Here is a 23,580-nt window from a genome sequence, read left to right as displayed (position 1 = left end):
GTCAGAGCAGCTCGACGCGCGGTCAGGCCGCCGACGGTGGTGGGGGCATGCCGTACGAAGCGCTCATGGTCAGGACCCGCTTCTCCAGATAGAGACACATCATCTCTGTCACGGTGTCTCTGTTCTGCGGCGTGAGGTGGAATGTCTCCACCGCTTCATGTTCCTTCAGGACATCGACCCACGGCTCTGCGGGGGACATCACCGTGCCCAGGATGAGGCACGGGCTTTCGAGCATATCGAGTACGACCTGCCGAAACGCCGCCGAGTACAGTTGCATGGGGCCGATCTCGTCCACCAGCACGATTCCCCCTGGATTGTTCGACAGGGAGGCACGCAGGGCGGGCACGGCGACGCCGTCCAGGAATTCGAGGTCCACGCCATACTTGAGCCGTCCATGGCTGAGCAGTCGCCCCACGCGCATATCACTGTCCGAATCAATGGACGCGAGCCGGCCTGACCGGCCGTCCAGCATCTCGATCTCGAAGCCCACGCGCTTACCGTCTATTCGCCGCTCGGTGGCGAAGAATCCGACGACGCTCTTGGGGGCCAGTCTGGTCACGACGTTTCTCAGGGCCGTCGTCTTGCCGACCTTTTTGACGCCAGTAAAGAGCAGTGCCCTACCCATGATCGCTCCCCGGAATGAGTAGCCGCGGCAAACCGGCGCCCTTGAGGTCGCCCCAGAGAACCGGGTTCTGGCGGCCATTGCTATAGTCACGCACTTGATGGAAAACCAGGTCGTACAGACTGGCCAGACCGATGACGTTCGTCGCCCCCGGACTGCGTAGCTGTTCGAGCAGGTAGTAGGAGAACACGCCATGTCCGAGGGTGCCGTCTTCCCGCGCGACTTCGTCGTCGGCACAGGCCGACAGGAAGATCGTGCCTGAGCCGAGCGGCAGGTTTTCCAGCCGGATCCGCGGTCTGTGAGTTCGGCGCTGCTCCGCCAGCAGCGGCCCGGTTATCCCACGCCCATCGGAGTAGCCGGAAAAACAGGCATCGAGGATGAAGACCACGAGGCGCGCATTGAGCCGGCTGGCCAACCGGGCCAGATCTGTATGCACCTCGATGGCGCTCGAAAGCAACGCATGCCGCTGGGTGTCATGGCAGACCAAGAAGCGTGACACTTTATCGACCCCGGGATGAATTTCGGGGGAGCCATGCCCGGCGAAGAAGATCAGCACCGCGTCACGGCGGTCGACGATCTGTGCCAGTCGTACCCCGATAAGGTCGATGATGCCCGATCGGGTTGCCTGACCGTCCACGAGTGGATGCACCTGCACGCTGGACGCGTATAACGCCTGCCCGAACAATTCGGCAAAGGCGAGCGCATCCGCTCGTGCGTATGACAGGTCGGGGATCGTTATATCGGCATACTTGTTCACGCCGATGAGCACCGCATGAAGCCGGGTCATTCGTGACCCCCTGCCGAGCGGTGTTCGAGGTAGTCACGCAGAGCCTCCGCCGCCAGCAAGTCGCCGTAGCCCAGGAGCGCAGCCCCATCGGGGACGGGATATGAGTAAGCAGCGTGGAGCTTGGAGCGGGAGACCGCCAGCTGGTGATACTTCGAGCCGTCACGGAGGCGAACGACAGCCAAGGACGTCACTTTCAGCAGCGCGTCGGCCGTGTCGGACAGCATCGTCACTGACTGATTCTCGCCCTGATGCCCCAGCCCCAGCATGCGTCGCGCGGTGTTGGCTTCGGTGACCACTCCGTCCAGGCCGCCCAGAATCTCCGCGACCTCGGTCAGCGCGTCGAAGAGCCGATAGAAGTCGTGCGGCACCACATCGAGCACCACGAGGGCGCCACTTCGCCTGGCCTCGGCGACAGCCCCGACGACCGCCGCGAACCGTGGTACGGAGCGGGAACGAAGACAAAGCCCCGAGATCCAGATGAGATCCCATGGCCCGGATTCGCCGGCGCGCACGAAGTCGCTCGACAAGGCGTCATTGGCACTTACCGAGGACGTGAACATGTGGCGCGCACCGGACGCGTCGTAGGCCACGAGGGTACGAGCCGTGGGAGCCGTGGTACTGCGCTGGACCCGGCACTCGAACGGCGCCGCGGCCAGCGCATCGCCGATGATCTCGCCGGCGGCATCCTCGCCTACTGAGCCGACGACCGTAGGTGAGAGCCCGAACTGTACGGCCCGTCTGGCGAATTGGTAAGCCGTGCCACCTACCTGGTCGGCTATGGGGCCACGCGCCAACAGTTCGCCAGAGGCGGCGACGCGGGACCAGGTTTTCGGCAGCCAGGTCTCCACGACGGTATCCAGACACAGGTCGCCCATGACGAGCACCCGAGGCGGGTCGTTCACCGCTCTGTTCCCGTGGGCATGTCGAGGATGTGGCCGTGATTGAGCTTGTCCCGGTAGTAATCACGTAGCTGTGGATGGCGTGCCAGGTCGACCGCCACCGGCAGCAGATTCGCTACTTTTATCCCGTCTCCAGCAATGGCACCGGCTTTGGCCGGACTATTGGTCAGCAGGCGAATGGACGTCACCCGCAGGTCGTACAGAATGGCGGTCGCCTGCTCGTAGTGCCGCTGATCGTCGCCGTAGCCCAACCTCCGGTACGCCTCGGTTTGCGGGATGCCCTCCTCGGCGGACAGTTGAGTGGCCAGCATCAGCGCGAAATGCCCATTGGCTCGTCCCTCCTGATCGAGCCAGATCACGACCCCCTTCCCGTGCTCCTGGATCGTCGCCTGCGAGGTGGCCATCTGCTCGCGGCAGTCGCATTCGATGCTGTTGAACACGTGGGCGGAAATGCAGGCCGAGTGGACCCGGCACGGCACTTCCTCCTGGCCGCTCACCTCGCCGTGGACCAGGGCGACGCTCTCCGCGACCCCGTCGTAGTAGAGAATCTCCCGCCAGCTGCCGAATTTGGTCGCCAGCGGGCGCTCAGCGAGTCTGACGATCGCTCTTGGCATGCCGCTACTCCAGATTGTCGGGCAGTTGTAGACCGGCCTGTTTCCGCAATATCAAACTCAGGGCCATGACATGGCTGCAGGTGGCGTGCACCGCGAAGAAGTCGCACGTGCACGACCAGGAGCCGGCCTCGAAGCTGATATGCCGCTCATCGTGTTCGGATCGCATGGTGACCTGTAGCGAGTCAAGGCAGAACCTGTCCTGCTCCCGGGCGTAACGCTCCGCCTTCTGCCACTTGGCGGCGACCGCCGCTGTCATATCAGGCATTGTTTTCCGTTTCTTCATGGGTTTCCAGCCAATTCTGGATCTCCGTGGTAAGTCCGATCCGCAGGACACGGCTCTCCGTCAGAGCGCCCCGCGCTTTGTGTCGGGCGCTTTCACGAGCGCTGTTGGCCCAGTCGAGGAGCGCTTGGCCGAACTGAGCGTGTACCAGCCACACCTGATCACCGAGTGTCTCGGAGATCTGCCGGCTCTCGGTGAACAGCCTTTCCGCGTCGGCCGTCCGGCCGGTCTCGAGAGCGAGTTTGGCCATTTGGAACAGCGTCGCCTGCTCCATCACCGGATCTCCGGCCAACTGCTCCAAGTGCAGCGCCTCCTCGTACAGAGTCCGGGCGGAGTCGGTCCGGTGCGCGGCGTGTTCTATTCGCGCCCGCTCATGGATGGTTTTGGCCAGGGCTCCGTCATGACCGGCGCGGAGTCGGTTTTCGTATACGCGGGTGAACAGCTCCCGCGCCTCATCCAGCCGGTCTTTGCGATAAAGGATCTTGGCGATTTGGTGATCGATGTCAGAGATCGCCTCTTCGTCGTCGGCCAGCCGGCGCGCATCCCGATAGACGGTCTCCGCCTGATCGAAATCGCCCATCCGATAATGCACTTGGCCTACCCCGCGCAGTGCCTGCAGCCTGAGACCGTGGGCGTCCGCCTCCTTCGCCAGCAACGCGGCCTGCGTGTACGCGTCTTCCGCGTTCGTGAAAGCGGCAAGCCGATATTCCACCAGCCCACGGACGATGAGGAAGGCCGCCTGACGCATGTGATCACCGAACCGGGACGCGGACCGGATGGCGGCGTCAAGCAGGTCGAGAGCCAAGGGCCAAGGCCCTCTGCGGATCAACGGGAGGTCCCGGTGGCCCACCACCGTTTCGCAGTAGCTCAGGATGTCTTGCCAGAGCCCCAGATCTTCGGCGACGCGCAGCGCTCTGCGGATGTTGCCCGACTCGTCGGCGGGATAGTTGCCCTCGTTCGCCAATTCCAGCTGTTGGGCGAGTTGCGATCTTATGAGGTCACTCATCTTCTCTTGGGAAAGCCCCGCGTGCCGGCGTCGCAGATGGGCGACGAGGAGCGAATGCATGACGCAGCGCGTGCCGCCGCCCGGCTGGTCGTGGCGGTCGATCAACGCGGCGCCATGAAGCTCGTTGAGCGCCGCGTCGAGCCGGGATCTCGTGGTGGGGGTGAGCTCACGGCCGCCCATCGCCACATGCCGCCATGCTGATTCTTCGGCTCCGTCCTCGAAGACGGCCCAAGCGTCGAGGAGGTCGCGCACCGCGGGAGTGCGCTCCTCCAGAAGAGTGATCACCCTGCCGAGCATCTCGCTGTTGACCGCGAGCGGCCCGCCGCCGCTCAGCCTCAGGAGATCGCCCCGCATCTCCGTCCAGCGTTGTCCGAGCTGCAGGAGAGACGCTGTGTACTCGATGGTCTTCGGATGCCCGAAACACAGCCGAGAGGCTTCGGCAACGTGCTCATCCGCGCCCACCAGCCTCCTCGCCCTCTCGGTTCCGCCCAGACAGGCGACCATGAGTTCGCGGGACGCGTCCTGCGGCAATCCGGTCACGGTGATCCAATTCGCACCGATGATGCTCTGCAGCTCGGCGCGATAGGAGTAGGAAATGAGCACGGCACGTCCGCCGAGGCTGGTGTCCCATGAGCTCAGCAGCGCTATGACCTCGGCGAGGACGGATTCGGGCGCCTCATCGATGTCATCGAAGATGAGGAGGAAGCGGCCGCGCGAGAGTCGCATGGCGACTTCTTCGGGCCGCATGGTGCCTTCCCCTTTCGGCCAGCCCAATACCTCGGCGAGATCGGATGCCGCGAAGCTGCCCCGTAGCGAGAAGTAACCGATGCCGCCACGAAATCGCCAGCCATAGCGATTGGCCATTGTCTGTACTATGGTCGTCTTTCCGTTTCCGGTGATTCCGACAAGGCCGATGTAAGGGCTTCCTCTGTCTTCGTCGAAGAGCCGGTGATAGAGGGCGAGCAGTTCGTCGGCTCGATCGACGACCGCGCGGTGCTGCGTCGGCACGTTCGCCGGCGGATTGCAGGCGAAATAGGTGGGACGTCCGCTGGTCGGCATGGCGTCGAAAGCGGGAGCGCTTTCCCGTGGCCCGCGGACTCGAATGGGATCCGCCGTATTTCTCAGCGGAATGCGGCGAAGCACGGCTTGCGAGGCGCTGTTGACCACCTGGCTGAGCGGAGTCCTGGTGAAAAGGAGTCCGTAGATTTCCTCGATGGCGCGCAGGGCGTCACGCCTGCTGATGCTGCCGGCCACGGAGATGGTGGTCAGGTTGCGATTGGCCAGCGCGAGCCGGTCGGCGAGGCTCTCGGTCGAGCAGCCGTTCAGGACGAGCAGACACTGCTGACGGTTGGGAAACGCGTCGGCGAACTCGTCTTCGCCCACCAAGATCGCCGTGCCGTCATCGTCTTCGAACTCGATTCCGCCGCCACTATGAGCGGCCACGTGAACAATGTCGAACTTATCGCTGGCCAGCGCGCGCCTAAGGCGGCCGATGGTCGGCGGCATTAGGCGGAGGATGTCCACTTCCGCCCCCGCTTCCTCCACGGCGGCAGTGACGTGCGCAAGCTCGGTTTCCGGGTGAAGCCGCCCAGGGTCGTTGATAGGCGACGGCGTGACCAGGAGCAGTCGTATCGGTGCAGTGCTCGCCGCCAGGGCCTCGATCAATGTTACGGGCGTCGTCACGCTCGCCTCCCGGCATGAGGGGAAGCCCTAAATTATGCAGCTGCTCGCTTAGTCTAGACGGAAACTTCGATCAGAACACCGGGAATCTTTTGATGGACACCGTGCTCCGTTGAACGCGAAGGATGTGTGCTTCATCGCGCTGTGCCCGCTTTGTGCACATCGCGGATCGGCGCGTTTTTGTTGATCAAAAGCAGCCATGTGTCGCTCTTAAATGTATTTATGGTTGGTCATGCTGACCGGTCTCGCGTCGAGGGACCCGTAGGCGGCGCCGGTCCTGCCGACGTCGGCCCGCTTCTGAGCTTGTGCTTTCTTTGTGCTCCCGCCTGCCAGGATGACCTTCGACCGCTTGGTCCAAGCAGTTCATCCTTCGTGGAACAGCCGAGAGACAGTCGAGGGTAACGAGCATGATTTCGCAGGTCAGGTTGGGAAGAGGAGTCGCCTTATCGGTCGGCGTCCTGCTCCTGGCCATGTCGGGTGCCACCGCCGCCAGGGCCATGACGCCCGCCACCGCCGGGGCCGTGACCGGGACGACCGCAGCCAGGGCCGTGACCGGCGCTGCCACTGCGACCGGCACGTCCGCGGCCACCGGACCCCTGCCGTTCGATCTGCCGGCGAAGGCCAGGCTGCGGGCCTCCGCCAAGAAGGTGTTCGCGCACTACTTCACGCCGTACCCCGTCTCCTTGGACAACAAGGAGAGCAGCGTCGACTACTACACCAAGAACTACCTCAACCCGGCCGGCGAGAGCGGCAAGCACGCGGCCTACGGCGGGCTGCTGCGCGACCGCCCGCGGCCGCGCGCCGTGCGCTCCGGCGACTACCAGCTCCAGGACATGGAGAGCGAGGTCAAGACAGCCGCCGCGGCGGGCATCGACGGCTTCACCGTCGACATGCTCTCGCTGTCCAGCGCCAACTGGACCCGGCTCAAGCTGCTCGTGAAGGCGGCCGAGACGGTCGACACCGGCTTCACGATCGTCCCGATGCCCGACATGACGTCATTGTCGGCCGACGCCGCGACGCTCGCCGCCTCCCTCGCCGAACTGGCCGCGTCGAAGTCGATCTATCGCCTGGCGGACGGGCGCGTCGTCGTGTCGCCGTTCAAGGCCGAGGCCAAGACCGCGGCCTGGTGGGCGGATCTCATCGACATCATGAACACCAAGTACGGCATCAAGATCGCCCTCGTACCGACGTTCCTGAACTTCTCCGCCAATGCCGCGGCCTTCGCCCCCATCAGCTACGGCTTCTCCAACTGGGGCAACCGCAGCCCCGCCGGGCAGTCGGGCATCGCGAGCAACATCAAGAAGGCGCACGACCTCGGCAAGATCTGGATGCAGCCGGTCTCCGTCCAGGACGAGCGCCCGAACCAGAGCATCTACGACGAGGCTCTGAACACCCAGAACCTCCGGACCACGTGGGAGGGCTCCATTGGCAACGGCGCGGACTGGGTCCAGCTCACCACCTGGAACGACTTCTCCGAAGGCACCCAGTTCACCCCGTCCCCGCACAACGACTCGTCCTATCTGGACATCTCGTCGTACTACCTGACCTGGCTGAAGACCGGTACGGCCCCCGCGATCGTCAGGGACACGGTGTACCTGACACACCGCACCCAGCTCGCCGCCGCCAAGCCCACGGGCGGCCAGACGAAGCTGATGGCGCCCCGCTCAGGCACCAGCACGCCCAGGGACAGCGTCGAGATCCTGTCGTTCCTCACCGGCGCCGCGACCGTGAACGCCACCATCGGCGGCACGGCCAAGACCTACCAGGGCAAGGCGGGTGTGCAGGCCCAGCTCTATCCGCTGGCCAACGGCACCAACAAGGTCTCCGTGGTCCGTTCCGGGGCGACGACGGCCACCGTCACCTCCCCCTGGACCGTGGTGGCCGCCCCCGTGGTGCAGGACCTGCAGTACCACGCGGTCAGCAGCGGCCGCTGATCGCGAAAGGGCCACCCGAGGGGGTTCTCGGGTGGCCCTTTCGCGCGTTCCTCCTTCCGGCTGTCAGCGGTTCCTTCCGGTTGTCAGCACCTCCTGCCGCTGTTGATGCATCGGACGACGTTGTTCATGAGCTGCTTCGACATCACCGCGATGGCACCCGCGTGGTCGGTGTTCGGGCTGTTCCCTTCGCTGGGGGCGCTGTCCACCATGAAGGGGACGTTCGTACCGTCGGGCTGGGTGTTGGGCACGTCGTCGTAGACGAGCGTGACGCGCAACTGTGGCACCGCCTGGGTGTCGGCCGGGCAGGCTCCGTTCTCGTCGGGGAAGACGACGTGGGTACGGTGGTCCGCGCTGTCGAGGTTCTGGCCGTCCCAGCAGCTGGGCATGTCGAAGACACGCATGAGGTTGCTGCCGGACGGGCAGATCGGATACTTGTCGGTCAGCCTGTTGGCGAAGCCGGTGCAGCTCCACGTGGGCCTGGCATTGGCCGCGTCACTAGGCGCGTCACTGGGTGCGTCAGTGGCGGTGTCACTGGCCTTGGCACTGGCCGTGTCAGTGGCCTTGGCACTGGCAGTGTCAGTGGGCGGGTCGCTCGGCACGTCACTGGCCGTGTCGCTGGGCAGGTCGGTAGGCACATCAGTGGGCAGGTCGGTGGGCACATCGGTGGGCAGGTCAGTGGGTACGTCACTGGCAGTGTCGCTGGGCGCGTCACTGGCCGTGTCACTGGGCCTGCCGCCGCTCACCGCCTGCGCGTCGCCGGTGATCAGCCTGAGGAACTGAGGCGCGGCCGTGACCTTCGACATGGCGTTGCCACGGAACTGCAACTGCACCAGAGACGGCCGCACGGCGTTGCCGTCCGCGCCGCCTACCCGCAGGACCGGCCAGAAGTACGTCGACCTGTCGGCGCGGATGCGGCAGGTGGTGTCCGAAGCGGCCAGGCTCTCGTTCGTGGAGAAGGCGTCCGTGGACACATTGCCCACGTAGTCGTTCTGCTGCTGGCCACCCTTGGCCACACCTGGAGCGGTGATGACGTTGTCGCTGTTGGCGTGACCCTCCTGGGGCGTGCCACACCTGGAGACGAAGGTGCCGCTGGAAGCGGTCCTCTGCAGCTGCTGCACGGGGTCGACCGACTGGATGTCGACGAAGTCGTCGGCCGTCGGCCCGGACGCCGCCTTCGCGCTCGCGCTCGCGCTCGGCTTCGAGGTCGCTGCGCCGCCGTTGCCGAGCGTGCACTTGGCCAGGCCGTCCAGCCCGGTGGGGCGGTCGGCGACTCGTCCGATGGCTGTGGCGATGCGGTTGATGGTGGCTGTTCGCTTGTCGGCCAGGGGGCCGAGGATGGCGTTCTGTACGAAGTTGGGGCCGCCTTCCCCTGCTGAGGTGATGAGTCGGTTGTTGGCTTCGTTGATCTGTGTTTGCAGGAGTTTGAGGTTGCGGTCCACTTCGGCTTGGGCCTGGGCGGGAATGTCGGGAAGTTTGCCCGCTACGTCCGGGCAGGTGATCTTGTTCCCGCCGGTGGCGGGGGGTGTGGTCGCATTGTCGGACGGCGGTGTGGTCGCGTCGTCGGACGGCGGCGACGTGGGGGGCTCTGAGGCGTCAGGGTCCTGGGTGGCGGGGGCGGTCGCGCCGCCGCCGTTGCCGAGCTTGCAGGTGGCCAGGCCGTCCAGCCCGGTGGGGCGGTCGGCGACTCGTCCGATGGCTGTGGCGATGCGGTTGATGGTGGCTGTTCGTTTGTCGGCCAGGGGGCCGAGGATGGCGTTCTGTACGAAGTTGGGGCCGCCTTCCCCTGCTGAGGTGATGAGTCGGTTGTTGGCTTCGTTGATCTGTGTTTGCAGGAGTTTGAGGTTGCGGTCCACTTCGGCTTGGGCCTGGGCGGGAATGTCCGGCAGTTTGTCGGCGACGTTCGGGCAGGTGATCGTGTCCGCGCTGGCGGACAGGTTCACCATGTTCCGCGACTGCCCGGATAACGGGCCACCCGCCAGAACGAGGGCGACACCTCCGACTAGGGAAACGACTCCCAGCCATGGCCTGAATGGCTTGCTCCCCGAGGCATTCGCCATACGGGAACTCCTCCCGGATTGATGACGTGGGCGGGAAAGCCCGCTTTTCATCAGATACGGGGGCATCGGCGGCATGGTTCACCCGGATGGAGAAGTCGCAGGTCAGAGCGGTGATTCGGGCTTGATGGCGAAGGCTGTGCCGTCGTCGGCGTTCACGTACAGGGCCGCGGCAGTTGGGGTCATAGGTGGCGTGAGCGGCACGAGAGTCGCGGCAAGAAATGGCGATGACCATCCACCTCGTCACACGTCGTCAAGGGAAAAGCGGTGGCAAATTCGCATTCTCCTTCGAGCTGACGCGGTGACGCGTTCTGCCTGGGTATGTGCCCTTTAAATCGTTCAGCGGGATATCTCTTCAGGGCAGTCGCTGAACAGCGCTCTGGCGCTATCCCACGTGTTATCGGTGGATCCCTCGCCGGTCCGGACCATGCGAATTCCGGCCGATGACAGCTTTATTTCTATGTAGGGGGTCCGGGCGGCGCCGGGCGCGGTCGGTGTCGCGATGGCTCTATGCACCTAACCAAGCGCTTGCTACGCTCCGCTCATGCTGTCCACGATCGTCTGGGGCACCGGCAATGTCGGCCGTGCGGCCATCCGTGCCGTCGAGGCTCATCCGGCACTGACACTCGCGGCCGTACTCGTCCACGATCCCGGCAAGGTCGGCCGCGACGCGGGCGCGCTCGCCCGGCTCGACCATGATCTGGGAGTCGCGGCGACCGACGACGTCGACGCGGTGCTGGCCGCCGGTCCCCACGCCGTCGTCTACGCGGCGTCCGGCGACATCCGCCCCGACGAGGCGCTGGCCGACATCATCAGGGCGATCCGGGCCGGTGCCGTGGTCGTCACCCCCTCGTTGTACGCGCTCTATGACCAGCGCAACGCCCCGCCGGAGCTGCGGGAGCCGGTGCTGGCGGCCATCGCGGACGGCGGTGGCTCGCTGTTCGTCTCCGGCATCGACCCGGGCTGGGGCAACGACGTGCTGCCCCTGTTGATCAGCGGACTCGGCGGCACCGTGGACGTGATCCGCTGCCAAGAGATCTTCGACTACTCCACCTACGACCAGCCCGACTCGGTCCGGTACTTGGTCGGCATGGGCCAGCCGATGGACTACGAGCCGCCGATGATCGCGCCGACGGTCCCGACCATGGTGTGGGGCGGCCAGGTACGGCTGATGGCCAGAGCCCTCGGCGTCGAACTCGACGAGATCCGCGAAAGCCGCGACCGGCGCCCGCTCGACGCCACGGTACGTACGGAGACGATGGGCGAGTTCGACGCCGGCACCCAGGGCGCGGTGCGCTTCGAGGTGCAGGGCATCGTCGAGGGCGAGCCCCGCATCGTCATCGAGCACGTCACCCGCATCCATCCGTCCTGCGCGCCGGACTGGCCGACGCCGCCCGACGGCCACGCGGCGCACCGGGTGATCATCGAGGGCCGCCCGCGCATCGAGGTCACGATCGAGGCCACCGACGAGGGCGGCAACCGGGCAGCGGGCGGGAACGCCACCGCGGTCGGCCGGCTGGTGAGCGCCATCGACTGGCTCGTGGCGGCCGAACCCGGGCTCTACGACGCGCTCGACGTCCCACTGCGCCCCGCGATCGGCAAACTCGGGAGGAAACAGCCATGAACCTCGACATCCCCGAGGGAAAGGACGCGATCGAGTACGTCTGGGGTGAGATGGTGCCCGGCATCGGGACCGCCGCCTCGCACTTCTCCCTGTCGGTGTACGCCCACACGACCCTCGGGCTCCGCGAGTTCGAGGCGGCACGGCTGCGGATCGCGCAGATCAACGGGTGCGCCTTCTGCCTGGACTGGCGTACCGAGCGGGACGGGCAGAAGGTCGAGGAGGAGTTCGCCGACGCGGTGACCCAGTGGCGCACCACCGACGCCTTCGACGACCGCACCCGGCTCGCCGCCGAATACGCCGAACGCTACGCCCTTGACCACCACGGCCTCGACGACGAGTTCTGGACCCGGATGACCGCGCACTACAGCCAGCTCGAGATCGTCGAGCTGAGCATGAGCATCGGGTCCTGGCTGGCCTTCGGGCGGCTCAACCACGTACTGGGCCTCGACACCGTGTGCCGGCTGCCCAGCGGCCGTTCACCCGCTTCCCGGCGGACACGCTAGATCTTCTCCAGGCTTTCTCCAGGCGCGAGCTGCAGCAAGAACCTGTTCTCATCCCACCGAGAGTAAGGACCATCGGATGAGTGACAACACCCCGGGCGAGGCCGGTTCCAGAGGTGTCTCGCGTCGTGGATTCATCGCCGGAAGCGTGGGCGCCCTGGCCCTCGCGGCCCACCCCACCGCGGCCCAGGCCGCGGCTCCGGCGGCGGCCGGTCCGATCGGCAACGGGGCCCATGTCCAGGCCCTGGTGATCGGCACCGGGTATGGCGGCTCCGTGGCGGCACTGCGTCTCGCCCAGGCGGGTGTCGACGTACACATGATCGAGATGGGTATGGCCTGGGACACCCCCGGCTCCGACGGCAAGATCTTCTGCAGCACGCTCGCTCCGGACAACCGCTCCTACTGGTTACGTACCAGGACCAAGGCGCCACTCAACTACTTCCTCGGCTTCCCGATCGACCGGGACATCTCCCGCTACACCGGGGTCCTGGACGCCGAGGACTTCAGCGGCATCACCGTCTACCAGGGTCGCGGCGTCGGCGGCGGCTCGCTGGTCAACGGCGGCATGGCGGTCACCCCCAAGCGGGAGAACTTCGCCGCCATCCTCCCGTCGGTCAACGCCGACGAGATGTACAACACCTACTACCCGCGGGCCAACGCCGGTCTCGGGGTGGGCACCATCCGTTCCGCCTGGTTCGACTCCACCGACTGGTACCAGTTCGCCCGCGTCGGCCGTAAGCACGCCCAGCGGTCCGGCTTCCCGTTCGTCTTCGTACCCGACGTGTACGACTGGAACTACATGGAGCAGGAAGCAGCCGGAACCGCCACCAAGTCCGCCCTGGCCGGCGAGATCCTCTATGGCAACAACTACGGCAAGAAGTCACTCCAGAAGACCTATCTCGCCCAGGCCAAGGCCACGGGCCGGGTCACCATCTCGCCGCTGCACAAGGTCGCCTCGGTCGCCCCGGCGGCCGGCGGCGGCTACACGGTCGTCATCCAGCAGATCAACACCACCGGTGACACCACGGCCACCAAGACCGTGACCGCGGACCGGGTGTTCTTCGCCGCCGGCAGCGTCGGCACCAGCAAGCTGCTGGTCAAGCTGAAGGCCACCGGCGCGCTGCCCAACCTCAACAGCGAGGTCGGCAACGGCTGGGGCGACAACGGCAACGTCATGTGCGGCCGCGCCAACCACCTGTGGGACCCGACCGGCGCCTCCCAGTCGACCATCCCCTGCGCCGGCATCGACAACTGGGCGGCCGGTGGCGCGTTCGCCGAGGTCGCGCCGCTGCCCACCGGAATCGAGACCTTCGCCTCGTTCTACCTGTCGATCACCAAGAACCCGAACCGCGCCCGCTTCTCCTGGAACGCCGCGACCGGCCAGGTCGATCTGAACTGGCAGACCGCCTGGAAGCAGCCGGCCATCGACATGGCCAAGTCGATCTTCGACAAGATCAACAACAAGGAGGGGACGATCTACCGGACCGACCTCTTCGGCGTCTACAAGGTGTGGGGCGACCACCTCACGTACCACCCGCTCGGGGGCGCGGTCCTGAACAAGGCCACCGACAACTACGGACGACTGGCCGGGTATCCGGGCCTGTACGTCATCGACGGCTCGCTGATCCCCGGCAACACCAGCGTCAACCCGTTCGTCACCATCACGGCGCTCGCGGAACGGAACATCGAGAAGATCATCGCCACTGACCTGTAGCGAGTGAGTGAGCGGGCGGTCGGTCGATCGGTCGCTCTGGAAGGGGCTGCGGTCTGCCCGCCGCGGCCCCTTCCCACGCTGGCCCTCGCGACCTCGACGACGCCGAGTCGTACACGGACCGGATCCTCTCCACGGCCGACGCCTACCTGGCCGTGACGAGGGACGGGCAGTGCCAGGCCCTGCTGTCCAGGGAGCGGGCCGTCAACAACCTGCTGCGGGCGGCACTACGGACAGATTGACGACGACGCGGCCCGCGCACGGGCCCGGACCGCATGCCGACCCCCCACCCCGCCGTCTGGTGATGTACAGGCGACGGCAGGGCTGGGGCGTCAGGTCGCGTTGGTGTTCTGCGCGGCCTGGTAGACGGCCATCGCCTCGTTCCCGAAGAAGGGGCCGAACATGAAGTCCGGGGCGAAGTTGTACTTGAAGCTGTTGACGGAGTTCAGCCAGCCGAGCCCGGTGGACTCGTTGAACCCCTGGAACCACGGGCCGCCGCTCGCCCCGCCGGTCATGTTGCAGCGCAGCCCCTGGTCCCGGGTCATGACGGTGTCGTTGAACGCGCGCCCACTGCAGTAGATGAGCCTGGAGCCGTCGAACGGCGGCGCCGCCGGGTAGCCGAAGGAGAACATCTGCCGCTGCCTCGGCTGGTTGAACGCCACCCCCTGCCCGCCCACGACGTCGGTCAACGTCCGTCCCTGCAGTGGCGCGACCACGACCGCCGCGATGTCGAAGTTGATGTCCTCGTTGGCGTTCCACTGCTGCGTGGTCAGCATCCTGGTGGCCACCCACGTGCCGAACGGCCGCCGCCCGTTGTCGAAGCCCGGGATGAACACCCAGTTGCGGTGGGCCGCACCGTCGATCTTCACGCAGTGCCCGGCGGTCATCACGACGCTCTCGTTGGCGCTGGTCACCGCCGTACCGGAGCAGGAGGCGTTGCCGCCTTCGGCGGTGGTGAAGAAGACGCGTCCGGTCGTACGTACGACGGCGCCGCCGTCCGTCCACCGGAGGCCGGGGCTGTTGGGCACCCGGGCTCCCTGCTGGGCGGTGGAGGCCGAGGCGGTCTGGACGCGCGTCGCGCCGCCGCTGGTCCACGGGCGCTGGGTGATGGTGGCCGAGGCGCCGCGGGTCGCCCACGGGGTTCCCTGGGTCGGCCCGCTCGACCGATTACCACGTCGCGGCGTGGGCGTATCCAGTGGCCGCGCCGCCAGTGTGCGCTGCTGCGTCCAGTACTGCAGGACGTTCCTGCGTTCCGCCGAGGAGTCCGTGGCGGACCACCTGACGGGCCTGGGGTCGAGGCCGGTCCCGCTCGTGGCCTGGGCGGCGCCCGCTGGGACCAGGGCGCCTGCCACGGTGAGCGCGACGGCGGAGAGCAGGGCGACTCTGCGGTGCATACATACCTCCCGAAACCGGAATCTGCCGTCAGGAGGTACGTATGGCAGCCGCCATCTTCCTCAAGTCATGCTCATTCGGGTATGGCAGCATTACGGGGCGATTGTGCGGCGATACTGCGGGTTATTTCGGGCAGGCCGCGAAGGAGCCGGATCAAGCCCTCCTGACGCCGTGCTTCACAATGTGATGCCATGAATCCCGCCGCCCCCGAGGCCGTATGGCTGGCGCCCACCGACGTCGAACGTGACCTGTACGCGGCCAAGACGCGCGGCGACTGGGCCGCGTACTTCGACGTCCTCGCCGGTACAGACCTGTATCACGCGATGTCGCGCGCTCAGGCCGACGCCAAGCCGGGCTGGCTTCACTACAACGCCGCATACTGGGGCCCTCAGCCGGGAAGCCCCCTGAGTCTCGCGTTCGTCACCGAGGGGATGCTTCCGGCGCCCGCGCCCGACCCGGTCTTCTTCGAGGTCGACCTGGGACAGCTGGTCCGGGACTGGCCCCAGGACGACGAGTGGCTGGCCATCAATCCGGGCACCCCGTGTGAGGCGTTCTTCCCCGCGACGGCCGCCCATCGGCAGACGTGGCGCTGGCATGCCGACCGGATATCCAGCACGCGCCGCAATCAACTGCGCACACTGTGGGTCGGGGGCCCGCTGCACGGCAACGTCGCTCACGGCCTGGCCTGCGGGGCGCTGCTCTGCGTGAACAACGCCTCGCTCTGGAACGCGATGGGCTGGCACGGCACCGGCTACGTCCGTGAGCGGAGGCGCCTGGAGGAGTGGTGGGAGATCACCAGCCGGGAAGGGTGGCAGCATGCCCAGGAGGAGCTGCTCAAGGGCCGGATGAGCAGCTCGGTCTGGGGATTCGTGCTGGGGATACGCGGCACCCTCGCCCGTGACTTCGGTGGCGCGGTCGAGGTGGATCACTGGCGTCAGGTGACGTCACGGGTCATCCGGCACCGCGCCGCGGAGAACGCGACCACCCCTGACTCCGAGACGGAGGCCGAGGTCGCCGGAGCGCAGCGGCTCATCGGACGGATCATCCGCTACGAGGCGCGATTCCGGGCGGACGGGCTGCTTCCCGAGGGCGGGTTCGTACGCACCGTGGAGGCGTGGGACTACGGGCGGGCGTCGAAGATGGCCCGCTGGGGGCTCGGCGCCCGCTACTGCGACCTGGCGGAGGCCGAAACGGCGGTCCTGCGCGCGGGCGCGGTCAGCCGGATCAACTACCGCTCCTGGGAAGAGTTCTCCGCCGCCTACATCCTGGGCCGCTGCCTCCACTTCGACGAGGAGGAGTTCGGCGACTGGTACGGGGAAATGCTCAACGCCCACCGAATCCTGACGACCGACCCGAACAGCCCCTGGCTCAACATCCCCTTCAGACGATGAAGGCGACCTGACACCCCCCCAAAAAAGCCGCTGGTCACCGAGCGCCGAGCGGACGGCCGCAGAGCCCGTCCGGTCGGCGCTCGGCGTTTTGACGCCTCCATGACATCACAGCAGGCCAAGCAAGGCACTTGCAATGACGCCATTGTGACGTCATAGTTGCGTCATGGACCTCGCGCCGTACGTAGATCACCTCCGCCGCGAACTCGCGGCCACCGCCCAAGCGGGCGACGACGACGCCCGCGCGACCGCCGAGCGTCTCGCCGCGGCGCTTGAGCCGGCCACTCGGCTCGCCCTGCTGGAGGCGCTCTCCGCCGCCGCGGACGAGATCACCCGCGATCTCGCGCCGGGCTCGGTGGAGGTCCGCCTGCGTGGCCGCGAGCCCGGCTTCATCGTGACGTCACCGCCCGTCGGCCAGTCGTTCGGGGAGGCGGGCGAGACCGGGCCGGTCAGGGCGGCCGATCCAGGTGTCCGAGCGGACGAGGGCGGGACCTCGCGGATCTCGCTCCGCGTCCCCGACCACCTCAAGCCGCGCATCGAGGAGGCGGCCGCCGGAGACGGCCTCTCGGTCAACACCTGGCTGGTCCGCGCGGTCTCCGCCGCGCTCGAACGCGACGGGAGCCGGCACCGGGGCGCCCAGACCGTTCGGAGCCACACCGGCTGGGTGCGCTAGCCGGGCCCACGACCACGCGTTCCGCTAGCGGAACACCGCTGAATCCATGAGGGAAACGCCATGCCAACGTTCGACACCCCCGAGCCCATCGTGGCCATCATCGATCTGGCGACCGCCAACGTCCGGATCAACGCGAGCGATCGCACCGACACCGTCGTCGACGTGCGCCCGAGGGACGCGTCCAACGACGCCGACCGGCAGGCCGCCGAGCAGGCCCAGATCGAGTACGCCGGCGGCAGGCTCCTGGTGAAAGTGGGTAAGCCCCGGGCCGCGTCGCTGTCCGGGTGGAGCGGCTCGATCGACATGCTGGTCGAGTCGCCCAAGAACTGGGCCCGTTCGCTGCTCGGATGGGACGGTTCCGTCGACGTGACGATCGACCTGCCGGCCGGCTCGCGCGTCGACGCGAACGGGACGGCGGACTTCCGCTGCAGAGGCCGACTCGGCGACGTGAAGTTCACCGCCTCCTACGGCGACATCAGGCTGGAGCGGGCGGGCCGGCTGCAGCTGAAGACCGGCTCCGGCGACATCTCGGTGACCCGGTCGGTCGGGCACGCCGACATCTCCAGCGCCAACGGCACCATCCGGGTCGGCGAGATCGACGGCACGGCGGTGGTCAAGACCTCCAACGGTGACCTCGTCCTCGGCGCGGTGACCGGCGAGCTGCGCCTGAACACCGCCTACGGCGACATCATCGTCGACCACGCCCTGGCCGGCGTCGCCGCCAAGACCGCCTACGGCAATGTCCGGATCGGCGAGGTGGTGTCCGGCGCGGTCGTCCTGGAGACCGCCGGCGGCCGGCTCGAACTCGGCATCCGGGAGGGCAGCGCCGCCTGGCTGGATGTGAGCTCCCAGTACGGCACCGTCGACGTCGACCTGGACGCCTGCGACGGTCCGGCACAGGCCGACAAGATCGTCGAGGTACGCGCCCACACCGCCTACGGCGACATCGCGATCCGTCGTTCATGACACAAAAAGTTCATGCCACAAAACACCGAAGGAGATCTCATGCCCCCCGCGATCGTGGCCGAGGGTCTGGTCAAGAAATACGGCACCGTCACCGCCCTGGACGGCATCGACCTGTCGGTTCCAGAAGGCACGGTCTTCGGATTACTCGGCCCCAACGGCGCCGGCAAGACGACGACCGTGCGGATCCTGACCACCCTGCTGCGGCCGGACGCCGGACACGCCACCGTAGCCGGTCTCGACGTCGTCGCCGACGCCCAGCGCCTGCGCTCCCGCATCGGGGCGTCCGGCCAGTACGCGGCGGTCGACGAGCACCTCACCGGCGCCGAGAACCTGGAGATGGTCGGCCGCCTCTACCACCTGGGCACCAAGCGCAGCAAGCAACGCGCCCGCGAACTGCTGGAGCGCTTCGACCTGACCGACGCCGGCGACCGCCCGGTGCAGGGCTACTCCGGCGGCATGCGGCGCCGGCTCGACCTGGCCGGCGCGCTGGTGGCCGATCCGCCGGTGCTGTTCCTGGACGAGCCCACGACCGGCCTGGACCCCCGCGCCAGAGTGGGCCTGTGGGAGGTCATCTCCGAGCTGGTCGCGGGCGGCACGACCGTACTGCTCACCACCCAATACCTGGAGGAGGCCGACCGGCTCGCCGACCGGATCGCGGTGGTCGACCACGGGCGGGTGATCGCGCTCGGCACCGCCGACCAGCTGAAGGACCAGGTCGGCGGCGACCGGATCGAGCTGACGGTGAGCCACGCCGCCGATTTGGAGACCGTGCGCCGGGTCCTGACGCCGCTGGCCGTCGCCGACGTCCGGACCGACCCCACCTCCCTGAGCATCACCATCCCCGTGGCGGGCGGCGCCGCCTCTCTCACCACCGCCCTGGGGCACCTGGCCGCCGAGCGCGTCACCGTACGCGACGCCGGGCTGCGGCGGCCGACCCTGGACGAGGTCTTCCTCAGCCTCACCGGCCACCAGGCCGCCATCGACGACACCAAGGAGACGGTCCGATGAGCCCCCTTCAGATGGCGGTCGCCGACGGCATGACGATCAGCAAGCGCAACGCGCTCAAGATCAGACGAGCTCCCGACCTGCTGGGCGGCGTGATCATCCTCCCGGTCGTGTTCGTGCTGCTGTTCGTGTACGTGTTCGGCAGCATGATCGACCTGCCCGGCATCTCGTACCCGGAGTATCTGCTCCCGGGGATCTTCGTCCAGACGATCGTCACCAGCGCGCAGATCACCGGCTACACGCTCACCCAGGACCTGCAGAAGGGCATCTTCGACCGGTTCCGCACGCTGCCGATGGCGCCGTCGGCGGTGCTGGTCGGGCAGACGCTCTGCGACATGCTCATGAACATCACGAGCATCGCCACGATGGCGCTGGTGGGACTTCTGGTCGGCTGGCGCGTGCACTCCTCGCCGCTCGAGGCTCTCGCGGGGTTCCTGCTGCTGCTGTTCTTCGCCTACGCCTTCTCGTGGGTGACGGCGACGATCGCGCTGGCCCTGCGTACGCCGGAGGTGTTCAACAACATCGCCACCCTCGTGTCGTTCCCGCTGGTCTTCCTGTCCAACGTCTTCGTCGACAGCTCCCGGCTGCCCGGCCCGCTCAAGCCCGTCGCCGAATGGAACCCGGTCTCCACGTTCGTCCAGGCGGCGCGCGAACTGTTCGGCAACACCACCGCCCTCAGGCCGGTGCCCGACGCGTGGCCGCTCCAGCACGCGGTGGCGGTGTCGGTGGGCTGGTGCGTGCTGATCCTGGCGGTGTTCGTCCCGCTGGCCACGCGCCTGTACAAGAGAGCGGTCTCCCAATGAACCTCCCCGCGGGACGGTACGACGACTTCGAGCGCGACCGGATCGTTCAGCGCGTCCAGCAGGCGTACGCCGACGGCCGCCTCGGCTTCGCCGAGATGGAGGAGCGGGTCGAACGGGCTCTCACCGCCGTGACCCAGGGCGATCTGGCGCGGGCTGTCGCGGACCTGCCCGACCCTCCCGAGGAGGAGGTGGTCCTGCTGAGGTCCACCGGCGGGCGCGTCAGACGGTCGGGCGACTGGCAGGTCCCGCGCGTGCTGCGGGTCGAGTCCGAGTACGGCGGTGTGCACCTCGATCTGTCGGGGGCCGTCATCGACCATCCCGAGATCGGGATCGAGCTCCGGCTCGCGTACGGCTCCGCGGTGATCATCCTGCCGGCCGGCGCGACGGCGAACGTCGACCAGGCGCGGACCGAGTGGGGGCGGGTTATCTGCAAGGCGCCCGGTCGTCCCCGTCCGGGACGGCTGCACGTCCAGATCGCCGGGGAGCTCGCCTACGGCCACCTGCGGGTCCGCCACCCGCGCGGCCTGGTCAGATAGGCGAGTCCGACGGACCTGGAAGAGCCGCCGGGCTCGGCTCAGACAGGCGAGTCCGACGGGTCGGCCGGGAACGCCGTGAGGCCCCGGAGCTCCTTGCGCGACAGCAGGCCGAGCTTGCGCAGCGAGCTGGAGATGTGGCTCTCCACGGTCCGCCTGGACAGGAACAGCTCGGTCGCGATCTCCTGGTTGGTCTTCCCCGCCGCCGCCAGCAGCGCCACCTCCCGCTCCCGCGACGACAGCGTCTGCCCATGAGAGGGCCGCCCGCCGCGCCACGGATAGGGGATGGGCACCCCGTTCTGCCGCATGATCCGGCAGATGCGGGCGATGTCCCGGTCCGCGCCCATCGCCGCGTACCGTCGCAGCGCGCTTTCGAGCAGGTCGCCACCGTCGGCCGCGCCACGTTCGCAGCGCCACCTGCCCAGGCGCTCGCCGGCCAGTGCCTCCTCGTAGCGGAGCCCGGCCTCCCGCAGCGTGGTGCGCGCCGCGTCGATCAGCCGCTCGGCCGTCAGCCGATCCGCCCGGGAGCGGGCGATGACGGCCCGGGCGCTCAGCGCGGCGGCCTGCGCGATCGGCGCGTCGGCGCCGTCGATCGCGGCGCTCAGCTCGTCGACCAGCGCGGCGGCCTCGCCGGCCTTCCCGAGGGTGTCCAGGGCGTCCACGAGGCACAGTACGGTCTCGGCGCCCCAGACCCAGTTCCCCTTGGCCCGCACCTGGTCGAGCCCGGCGGTGGCCTGCTCGACGGCGCCTACGGCGTCGTCGAGGGTCAGCAGGAGCCGGGACAGCGTCATGCGGGCGGAGATGAGCGGCCAGACGGCGCCGACCCGTTCGGCGATCGCGATCACCTCGCCCAGGCCCGTCACGGCCTCCTCGGCCGGGCCCCTCGCCGCCAGCAGCGCGCCCCGCATCAGCCGCGAGTCCAGGGACCCGGCGGCGAACGTGGCCGACGCGCCCTCCAGCGGACGCAGGCGGTGTTCCAGCCCCTCCCACCGTCCGGCGGCTCGGTCGACGGCGGCCGTCACCAGTTCGACGACGTCCGCCACCCGGAGATATTCGGCCTGGTCGGCGGCCTGACGGCCCTCGGCCAGCAGGCCCTGCGCGCGTTCGAGCCGGCCGATGTGCAGGGCGCCCTGCGCCCAGTTGAGGCAGGCGCGGGCGTGCTCTTTGGGCGCCGACCGCAGACCGTCGTCGCGCAGCAGGTCATCGATCAGCCGCCAGCTTCCCGGGTCGCCCTGTTCCAGAAGAAGCGACGCCCGCGCGATGCGTACCGCGATGTCGACGTCCCGGTCGCCGCTGCGACGCGAGGCCTCCTCGGCCTGCTCGCAGCGCGCGGTGTGCTCGCTGACGTGCCGGTTCACCACGGTCTCCGGTACGGCGAGCACGGCGAGCGCGCGGCCGAGGAGCGCGGGCCGCTCCGCGAGGTCGTCGATCGCGCCCTCGATCTGCAGGTAGCCCGCCCGCGCCTCACCCTGCTGACGCAGCAGGCGGCCGAGGGCGAAGCGCAGCTCGCCACGCAGCGGAGCGGGGAGCGGCTCGGTGGCCAGCAGGCGTTCGAGTATCGGTACGGCCTGGGTGTGCGCCAGCCCGTCGACCGCCACCCGGCCGAGCTTGACGGCCAACCGCACGCGCAGCTCACGGGGTAGCTCGCCGATCTCCAGCGCCTGGAGCAGGAACCGCGCCGCCGTGGCGTCGTTGCCGTGGGACAGGGCGGTGTCGGCGGCGGCCTCGGCGTTGCCGACGAACTCCGTCGTCCGGCCCGCGAGCCGGAAATGGTGGGCGAGCCTGGCCACCGGTCGGGGACCGGCCACCGACTCCAGGGCCCGCGCGGTCCTGAGATGCAGCCACCGCCGGCCGGACACGGCTACGGACTCGTACACGATCTGCCGCGCCAGGGCGTGCCGGAACCGGCAGCGGCCGTCCTCCTCGTGCAGGAGTCCGACCGCCTGCGCCTGCCCGAGAGCACGGGCGATCTGCGCCGGGCCGCGCTCCGTGACTTCCGCGAGCACCCGGTCATCGGGCGTCATGCCGATGACCGCGGCGGCGCCGAGGATCTCCTGCGCCGCGTCGTCGAGCGAGGACAGCCGTCGCAGCACCACGTCGCGCAACACCGTCGGAACGGCGAGCTCGGCCAGGACGTCCGACCGGCCGGGGATCTCGCTCGCGGGCAGGCGCTCCAGGAGTGTACGGAGCACCTCCTCCACCACGAACGGGATGCCGCCCGTCTTCTCGTACAAAAGGGCGGCGAAGGTGGGCGGCAGCTCGGCCATCAGGATGCTCCGCGCCAGCTCGGCCACCTCGGGCCTGCTCAGCGGGGTGAGGCTGACCGACCGCGCCGGCCCCGACGGCGCGCGGGCGAAGGCCTCCCGGATCGGGAGCAGCCCCGCCTCCGTACGGACCGTGAGGATCACCGACAGGTGCCTCGGCTGGTGGGCGGCGAGGAAGGCGAGGAAGTCGTGGGTGCCGCTGTCGGCCCAGTGCACGTCCTCCAGGATCAGCACCAGCGGGCTCAGATGGTCGAGCAGGGCCACGGCCGCCCGGAACACCCGGTGCCGCTCCGCCCGCTGGTCGGGCAGCGGCGGCAGGGGCGGTGGCAGGTGCTCGGCGATCTCGGGGAGCAGCGGCGCGAGCGCCCCGATGACGGGGTTGACCGGGCGGGACCGGGCGAGCTCGGCCCCGGCCAGGCGGAAGGCGTCGAGCAGGGGGGACAGCGGAAGGGGTTCCTGAAGCTGCTCGCACTGGCCCACGAGCCGGCGGATCCCGGCCAGGCCGGGTGTGGCCAGCAGCTCGCTCACCAGCCGGCTCTTGCCGATGCCCGCCTCGCCTTCGATCAGGGCGAGGGAGGGCGGAGCGGTGATGACCGTGCGCAGGATCGCGAGCTCCGCCTGACGGCCGACGAGCACGTCGGACAGGGAGCCCGAGGGGGCGATGCGGGCCGGTCCCAAGGGCATGTGGCGAACCCCCTACCTGCTGGTATCAGCATGAGCAGGCTACCGGATCTTAAACCCGCGGTAAGTGGCGGCCAAAAATCCGTATACGGTACGGATGCTCCTTCCGGCCGGCTCTCAATAGCCTCGGCGATCGTCCGCGTGATCCGCGGCGATGCACTGAG

At 68.1% G+C, this 23,580-nt stretch carries 19 protein-coding genes; 10 read left to right on the top strand and 9 right to left on the bottom strand.

Translation table 11 applies throughout. The annotated features are described in order from the left end of the window. Positions 1–22 precede the first annotated feature (22 nt). From AB0B64_RS01355 to AB0B64_RS01330, 6 genes are read right to left on the bottom strand one after another with little or no spacing between them, the layout of a single operon-like run. A complete protein-coding gene (locus AB0B64_RS01355) occupies positions 23–625 on the bottom strand; it encodes a nucleoside-triphosphatase (RefSeq protein WP_357952261.1) in 603 nt (200 codons plus the stop codon). After that, a complete protein-coding gene (locus AB0B64_RS01350; RefSeq protein WP_357952262.1) occupies positions 618–1,409 on the bottom strand; it encodes a caspase family protein in 792 nt (263 codons plus the stop codon). Before AB0B64_RS01350 ends, AB0B64_RS01355 begins: the two co-directional genes overlap by 8 nt. After that, positions 1,406–2,311 (bottom strand): hypothetical protein, encoded by a 906-nt coding sequence (locus AB0B64_RS01345; RefSeq protein ID WP_357952263.1) that lies wholly within the window; start codon positions 2,309–2,311, stop codon positions 1,406–1,408. Before AB0B64_RS01345 ends, AB0B64_RS01350 begins: the two co-directional genes overlap by 4 nt. Further along, a complete protein-coding gene (locus tag AB0B64_RS01340) occupies positions 2,308–2,922 on the bottom strand; it encodes a hypothetical protein (RefSeq protein ID WP_357952264.1) in 615 nt (204 codons plus the stop codon). Before AB0B64_RS01340 ends, AB0B64_RS01345 begins: the two co-directional genes overlap by 4 nt. 4 nt (positions 2,923–2,926) lie before the next feature. Next, a complete protein-coding gene (locus AB0B64_RS01335; protein ID WP_357952265.1) occupies positions 2,927–3,178 on the bottom strand; it encodes an SWIM zinc finger family protein in 252 nt (83 codons plus the stop codon). 1 nt (position 3,179) lies between these two features. Beyond that, positions 3,180–5,891, bottom strand: a complete 2,712-nt coding sequence (locus tag AB0B64_RS01330; RefSeq protein WP_357952266.1) for a tetratricopeptide repeat protein — start codon at positions 5,889–5,891, stop codon at positions 3,180–3,182. 404 nt (positions 5,892–6,295) lie between these two features. On the opposite strand from AB0B64_RS01330, the gene AB0B64_RS01325 reads away from it, so the two are divergent. Next, complete coding sequence (locus AB0B64_RS01325; protein WP_358173678.1) at positions 6,296–7,822, top strand: glycoside hydrolase family 71 protein; 1,527 nt, start codon at positions 6,296–6,298, stop codon at positions 7,820–7,822. An 83-nt stretch (positions 7,823–7,905) separates the two neighbouring features. Here the strand turns inward: AB0B64_RS01325 and AB0B64_RS01320 are convergent, their stop codons facing one another. Then, positions 7,906–9,765, bottom strand: coding sequence for a DUF1996 domain-containing protein (locus AB0B64_RS01320; protein WP_358173675.1), 1,860 nt, complete (start codon positions 9,763–9,765; stop codon positions 7,906–7,908). A 655-nt stretch (positions 9,766–10,420) separates the two neighbouring features. Here AB0B64_RS01320 and AB0B64_RS01315 point away from each other — a divergent pair. From AB0B64_RS01315 to AB0B64_RS01305, 3 genes are all read left to right on the top strand, one after another. Next, positions 10,421–11,500 (top strand): dihydrodipicolinate reductase, encoded by a 1,080-nt coding sequence (locus AB0B64_RS01315; RefSeq protein ID WP_358173673.1) that lies wholly within the window; start codon positions 10,421–10,423, stop codon positions 11,498–11,500. Next, entirely contained in the window at positions 11,497–12,003 is a 507-nt protein-coding gene (locus AB0B64_RS01310; RefSeq protein ID WP_357952270.1) for a carboxymuconolactone decarboxylase family protein, read from the top strand. The genes AB0B64_RS01315 and AB0B64_RS01310 overlap by 4 nt, the downstream gene beginning before the upstream one ends. 76 nt (positions 12,004–12,079) lie before the next feature. Continuing rightward, on the top strand, positions 12,080–13,714 hold the full coding sequence (locus AB0B64_RS01305; RefSeq protein WP_358173670.1) for a GMC oxidoreductase: 1,635 nt from the start codon (positions 12,080–12,082) through the stop codon (positions 13,712–13,714). A 329-nt stretch (positions 13,715–14,043) separates the two neighbouring features. On the opposite strand, the gene AB0B64_RS01300 is transcribed toward AB0B64_RS01305, so the two are convergent. Beyond that, positions 14,044–15,105: a peptidase gene (locus AB0B64_RS01300; RefSeq protein ID WP_357952272.1), complete on the bottom strand. Its 1,062-nt coding sequence runs from the start codon at positions 15,103–15,105 to the stop codon at positions 14,044–14,046. Positions 15,106–15,294: 189 nt separating this feature from the next. On the opposite strand from AB0B64_RS01300, the gene AB0B64_RS01295 reads away from it, so the two are divergent. The 6 genes from AB0B64_RS01295 to AB0B64_RS01270 all read left to right on the top strand — a co-directional run bounded on the left by AB0B64_RS01295 (position 15,295) and on the right by AB0B64_RS01270 (position 20,474). Beyond that, the gene (locus AB0B64_RS01295) at positions 15,295–16,494 is read left to right on the top strand and encodes a DUF1266 domain-containing protein (protein ID WP_357952273.1); all 1,200 of its coding nucleotides are present in this window, start codon (positions 15,295–15,297) and stop codon (positions 16,492–16,494) included. Between the two features lie 163 nt (positions 16,495–16,657). Beyond that, positions 16,658–17,164, top strand: coding sequence for a hypothetical protein (locus tag AB0B64_RS01290; RefSeq protein ID WP_357952274.1), 507 nt, complete (start codon positions 16,658–16,660; stop codon positions 17,162–17,164). A 60-nt stretch (positions 17,165–17,224) separates the two neighbouring features. Then, complete coding sequence (locus AB0B64_RS01285; RefSeq protein WP_357952275.1) at positions 17,225–18,130, top strand: DUF4097 family beta strand repeat-containing protein; 906 nt, start codon at positions 17,225–17,227, stop codon at positions 18,128–18,130. A gap of 39 nt (positions 18,131–18,169) precedes the next feature. Continuing rightward, the gene (locus AB0B64_RS01280) at positions 18,170–19,138 is read left to right on the top strand and encodes an ATP-binding cassette domain-containing protein (RefSeq protein WP_357952276.1); all 969 of its coding nucleotides are present in this window, start codon (positions 18,170–18,172) and stop codon (positions 19,136–19,138) included. Next, entirely contained in the window at positions 19,135–19,938 is an 804-nt protein-coding gene (locus AB0B64_RS01275; RefSeq protein ID WP_357952277.1) for an ABC transporter permease, read from the top strand. The genes AB0B64_RS01280 and AB0B64_RS01275 overlap by 4 nt, the downstream gene beginning before the upstream one ends. After that, complete coding sequence (locus AB0B64_RS01270) at positions 19,935–20,474, top strand: DUF1707 domain-containing protein (protein WP_358173667.1); 540 nt, start codon at positions 19,935–19,937, stop codon at positions 20,472–20,474. The genes AB0B64_RS01275 and AB0B64_RS01270 overlap by 4 nt, the downstream gene beginning before the upstream one ends. Positions 20,475–20,512: 38 nt before the next feature. Here AB0B64_RS01270 and AB0B64_RS01265 read toward each other — a convergent pair whose 3' ends face one another. After that, entirely contained in the window at positions 20,513–23,419 is a 2,907-nt protein-coding gene (locus AB0B64_RS01265) for an AAA family ATPase (protein WP_358173665.1), read from the bottom strand. Between the last annotated feature and the right edge of the window lie 161 nt (positions 23,420–23,580).

The sequence above is a fragment of the Nonomuraea sp. NPDC049129 genome (genome assembly GCF_040648495.1).
GTDB lineage: Bacteria > Actinomycetota > Actinomycetes > Streptosporangiales > Streptosporangiaceae > Nonomuraea.
The sequence above is the reverse complement of the archived record's forward strand: the minus strand, read 5'-3'. Positions and strand labels throughout refer to the sequence as shown.

Excerpts from the sequence above, each read along its gene's own strand:
- AB0B64_RS01315 (WP_358173673.1), top strand. The coding sequence starts at position 10,421 with ATGCTGTCCACGATCGTCTGGGGCACCGGCAATGTCGGCCGTGCGGCC.
- AB0B64_RS01285 (WP_357952275.1), top strand. The coding sequence starts at position 17,225 with ATGCCAACGTTCGACACCCCCGAGCCCATCGTGGCCATCATCGATCTG.
- AB0B64_RS01305 (WP_358173670.1), top strand. The coding sequence starts at position 12,080 with ATGAGTGACAACACCCCGGGCGAGGCCGGTTCCAGAGGTGTCTCGCGT.
- AB0B64_RS01290 (WP_357952274.1), top strand. The coding sequence starts at position 16,658 with ATGGACCTCGCGCCGTACGTAGATCACCTCCGCCGCGAACTCGCGGCC.
- AB0B64_RS01340 (WP_357952264.1), bottom strand. The coding sequence starts at position 2,922 with ATGCCAAGAGCGATCGTCAGACTCGCTGAGCGCCCGCTGGCGACCAAA.
- AB0B64_RS01350 (WP_357952262.1), bottom strand. The coding sequence starts at position 1,409 with ATGACCCGGCTTCATGCGGTGCTCATCGGCGTGAACAAGTATGCCGAT.
- AB0B64_RS01270 (WP_358173667.1), top strand. The coding sequence starts at position 19,935 with ATGAACCTCCCCGCGGGACGGTACGACGACTTCGAGCGCGACCGGATC.
- AB0B64_RS01320 (WP_358173675.1), bottom strand. The coding sequence starts at position 9,765 with ATGGTGAACCTGTCCGCCAGCGCGGACACGATCACCTGCCCGAACGTC.
- AB0B64_RS01335 (WP_357952265.1), bottom strand. The coding sequence starts at position 3,178 with ATGACAGCGGCGGTCGCCGCCAAGTGGCAGAAGGCGGAGCGTTACGCC.
- AB0B64_RS01325 (WP_358173678.1), top strand. The coding sequence starts at position 6,296 with ATGATTTCGCAGGTCAGGTTGGGAAGAGGAGTCGCCTTATCGGTCGGC.
- AB0B64_RS01275 (WP_357952277.1), top strand. The coding sequence starts at position 19,135 with ATGAGCCCCCTTCAGATGGCGGTCGCCGACGGCATGACGATCAGCAAG.
- AB0B64_RS01295 (WP_357952273.1), top strand. The coding sequence starts at position 15,295 with ATGAATCCCGCCGCCCCCGAGGCCGTATGGCTGGCGCCCACCGACGTC.
- AB0B64_RS01310 (WP_357952270.1), top strand. The coding sequence starts at position 11,497 with ATGAACCTCGACATCCCCGAGGGAAAGGACGCGATCGAGTACGTCTGG.
- AB0B64_RS01280 (WP_357952276.1), top strand. The coding sequence starts at position 18,170 with ATGCCCCCCGCGATCGTGGCCGAGGGTCTGGTCAAGAAATACGGCACC.
- AB0B64_RS01300 (WP_357952272.1), bottom strand. The coding sequence starts at position 15,105 with ATGCACCGCAGAGTCGCCCTGCTCTCCGCCGTCGCGCTCACCGTGGCA.
- AB0B64_RS01355 (WP_357952261.1), bottom strand. The coding sequence starts at position 625 with ATGGGTAGGGCACTGCTCTTTACTGGCGTCAAAAAGGTCGGCAAGACG.
- AB0B64_RS01265 (WP_358173665.1), bottom strand. The coding sequence starts at position 23,419 with ATGCCCTTGGGACCGGCCCGCATCGCCCCCTCGGGCTCCCTGTCCGAC.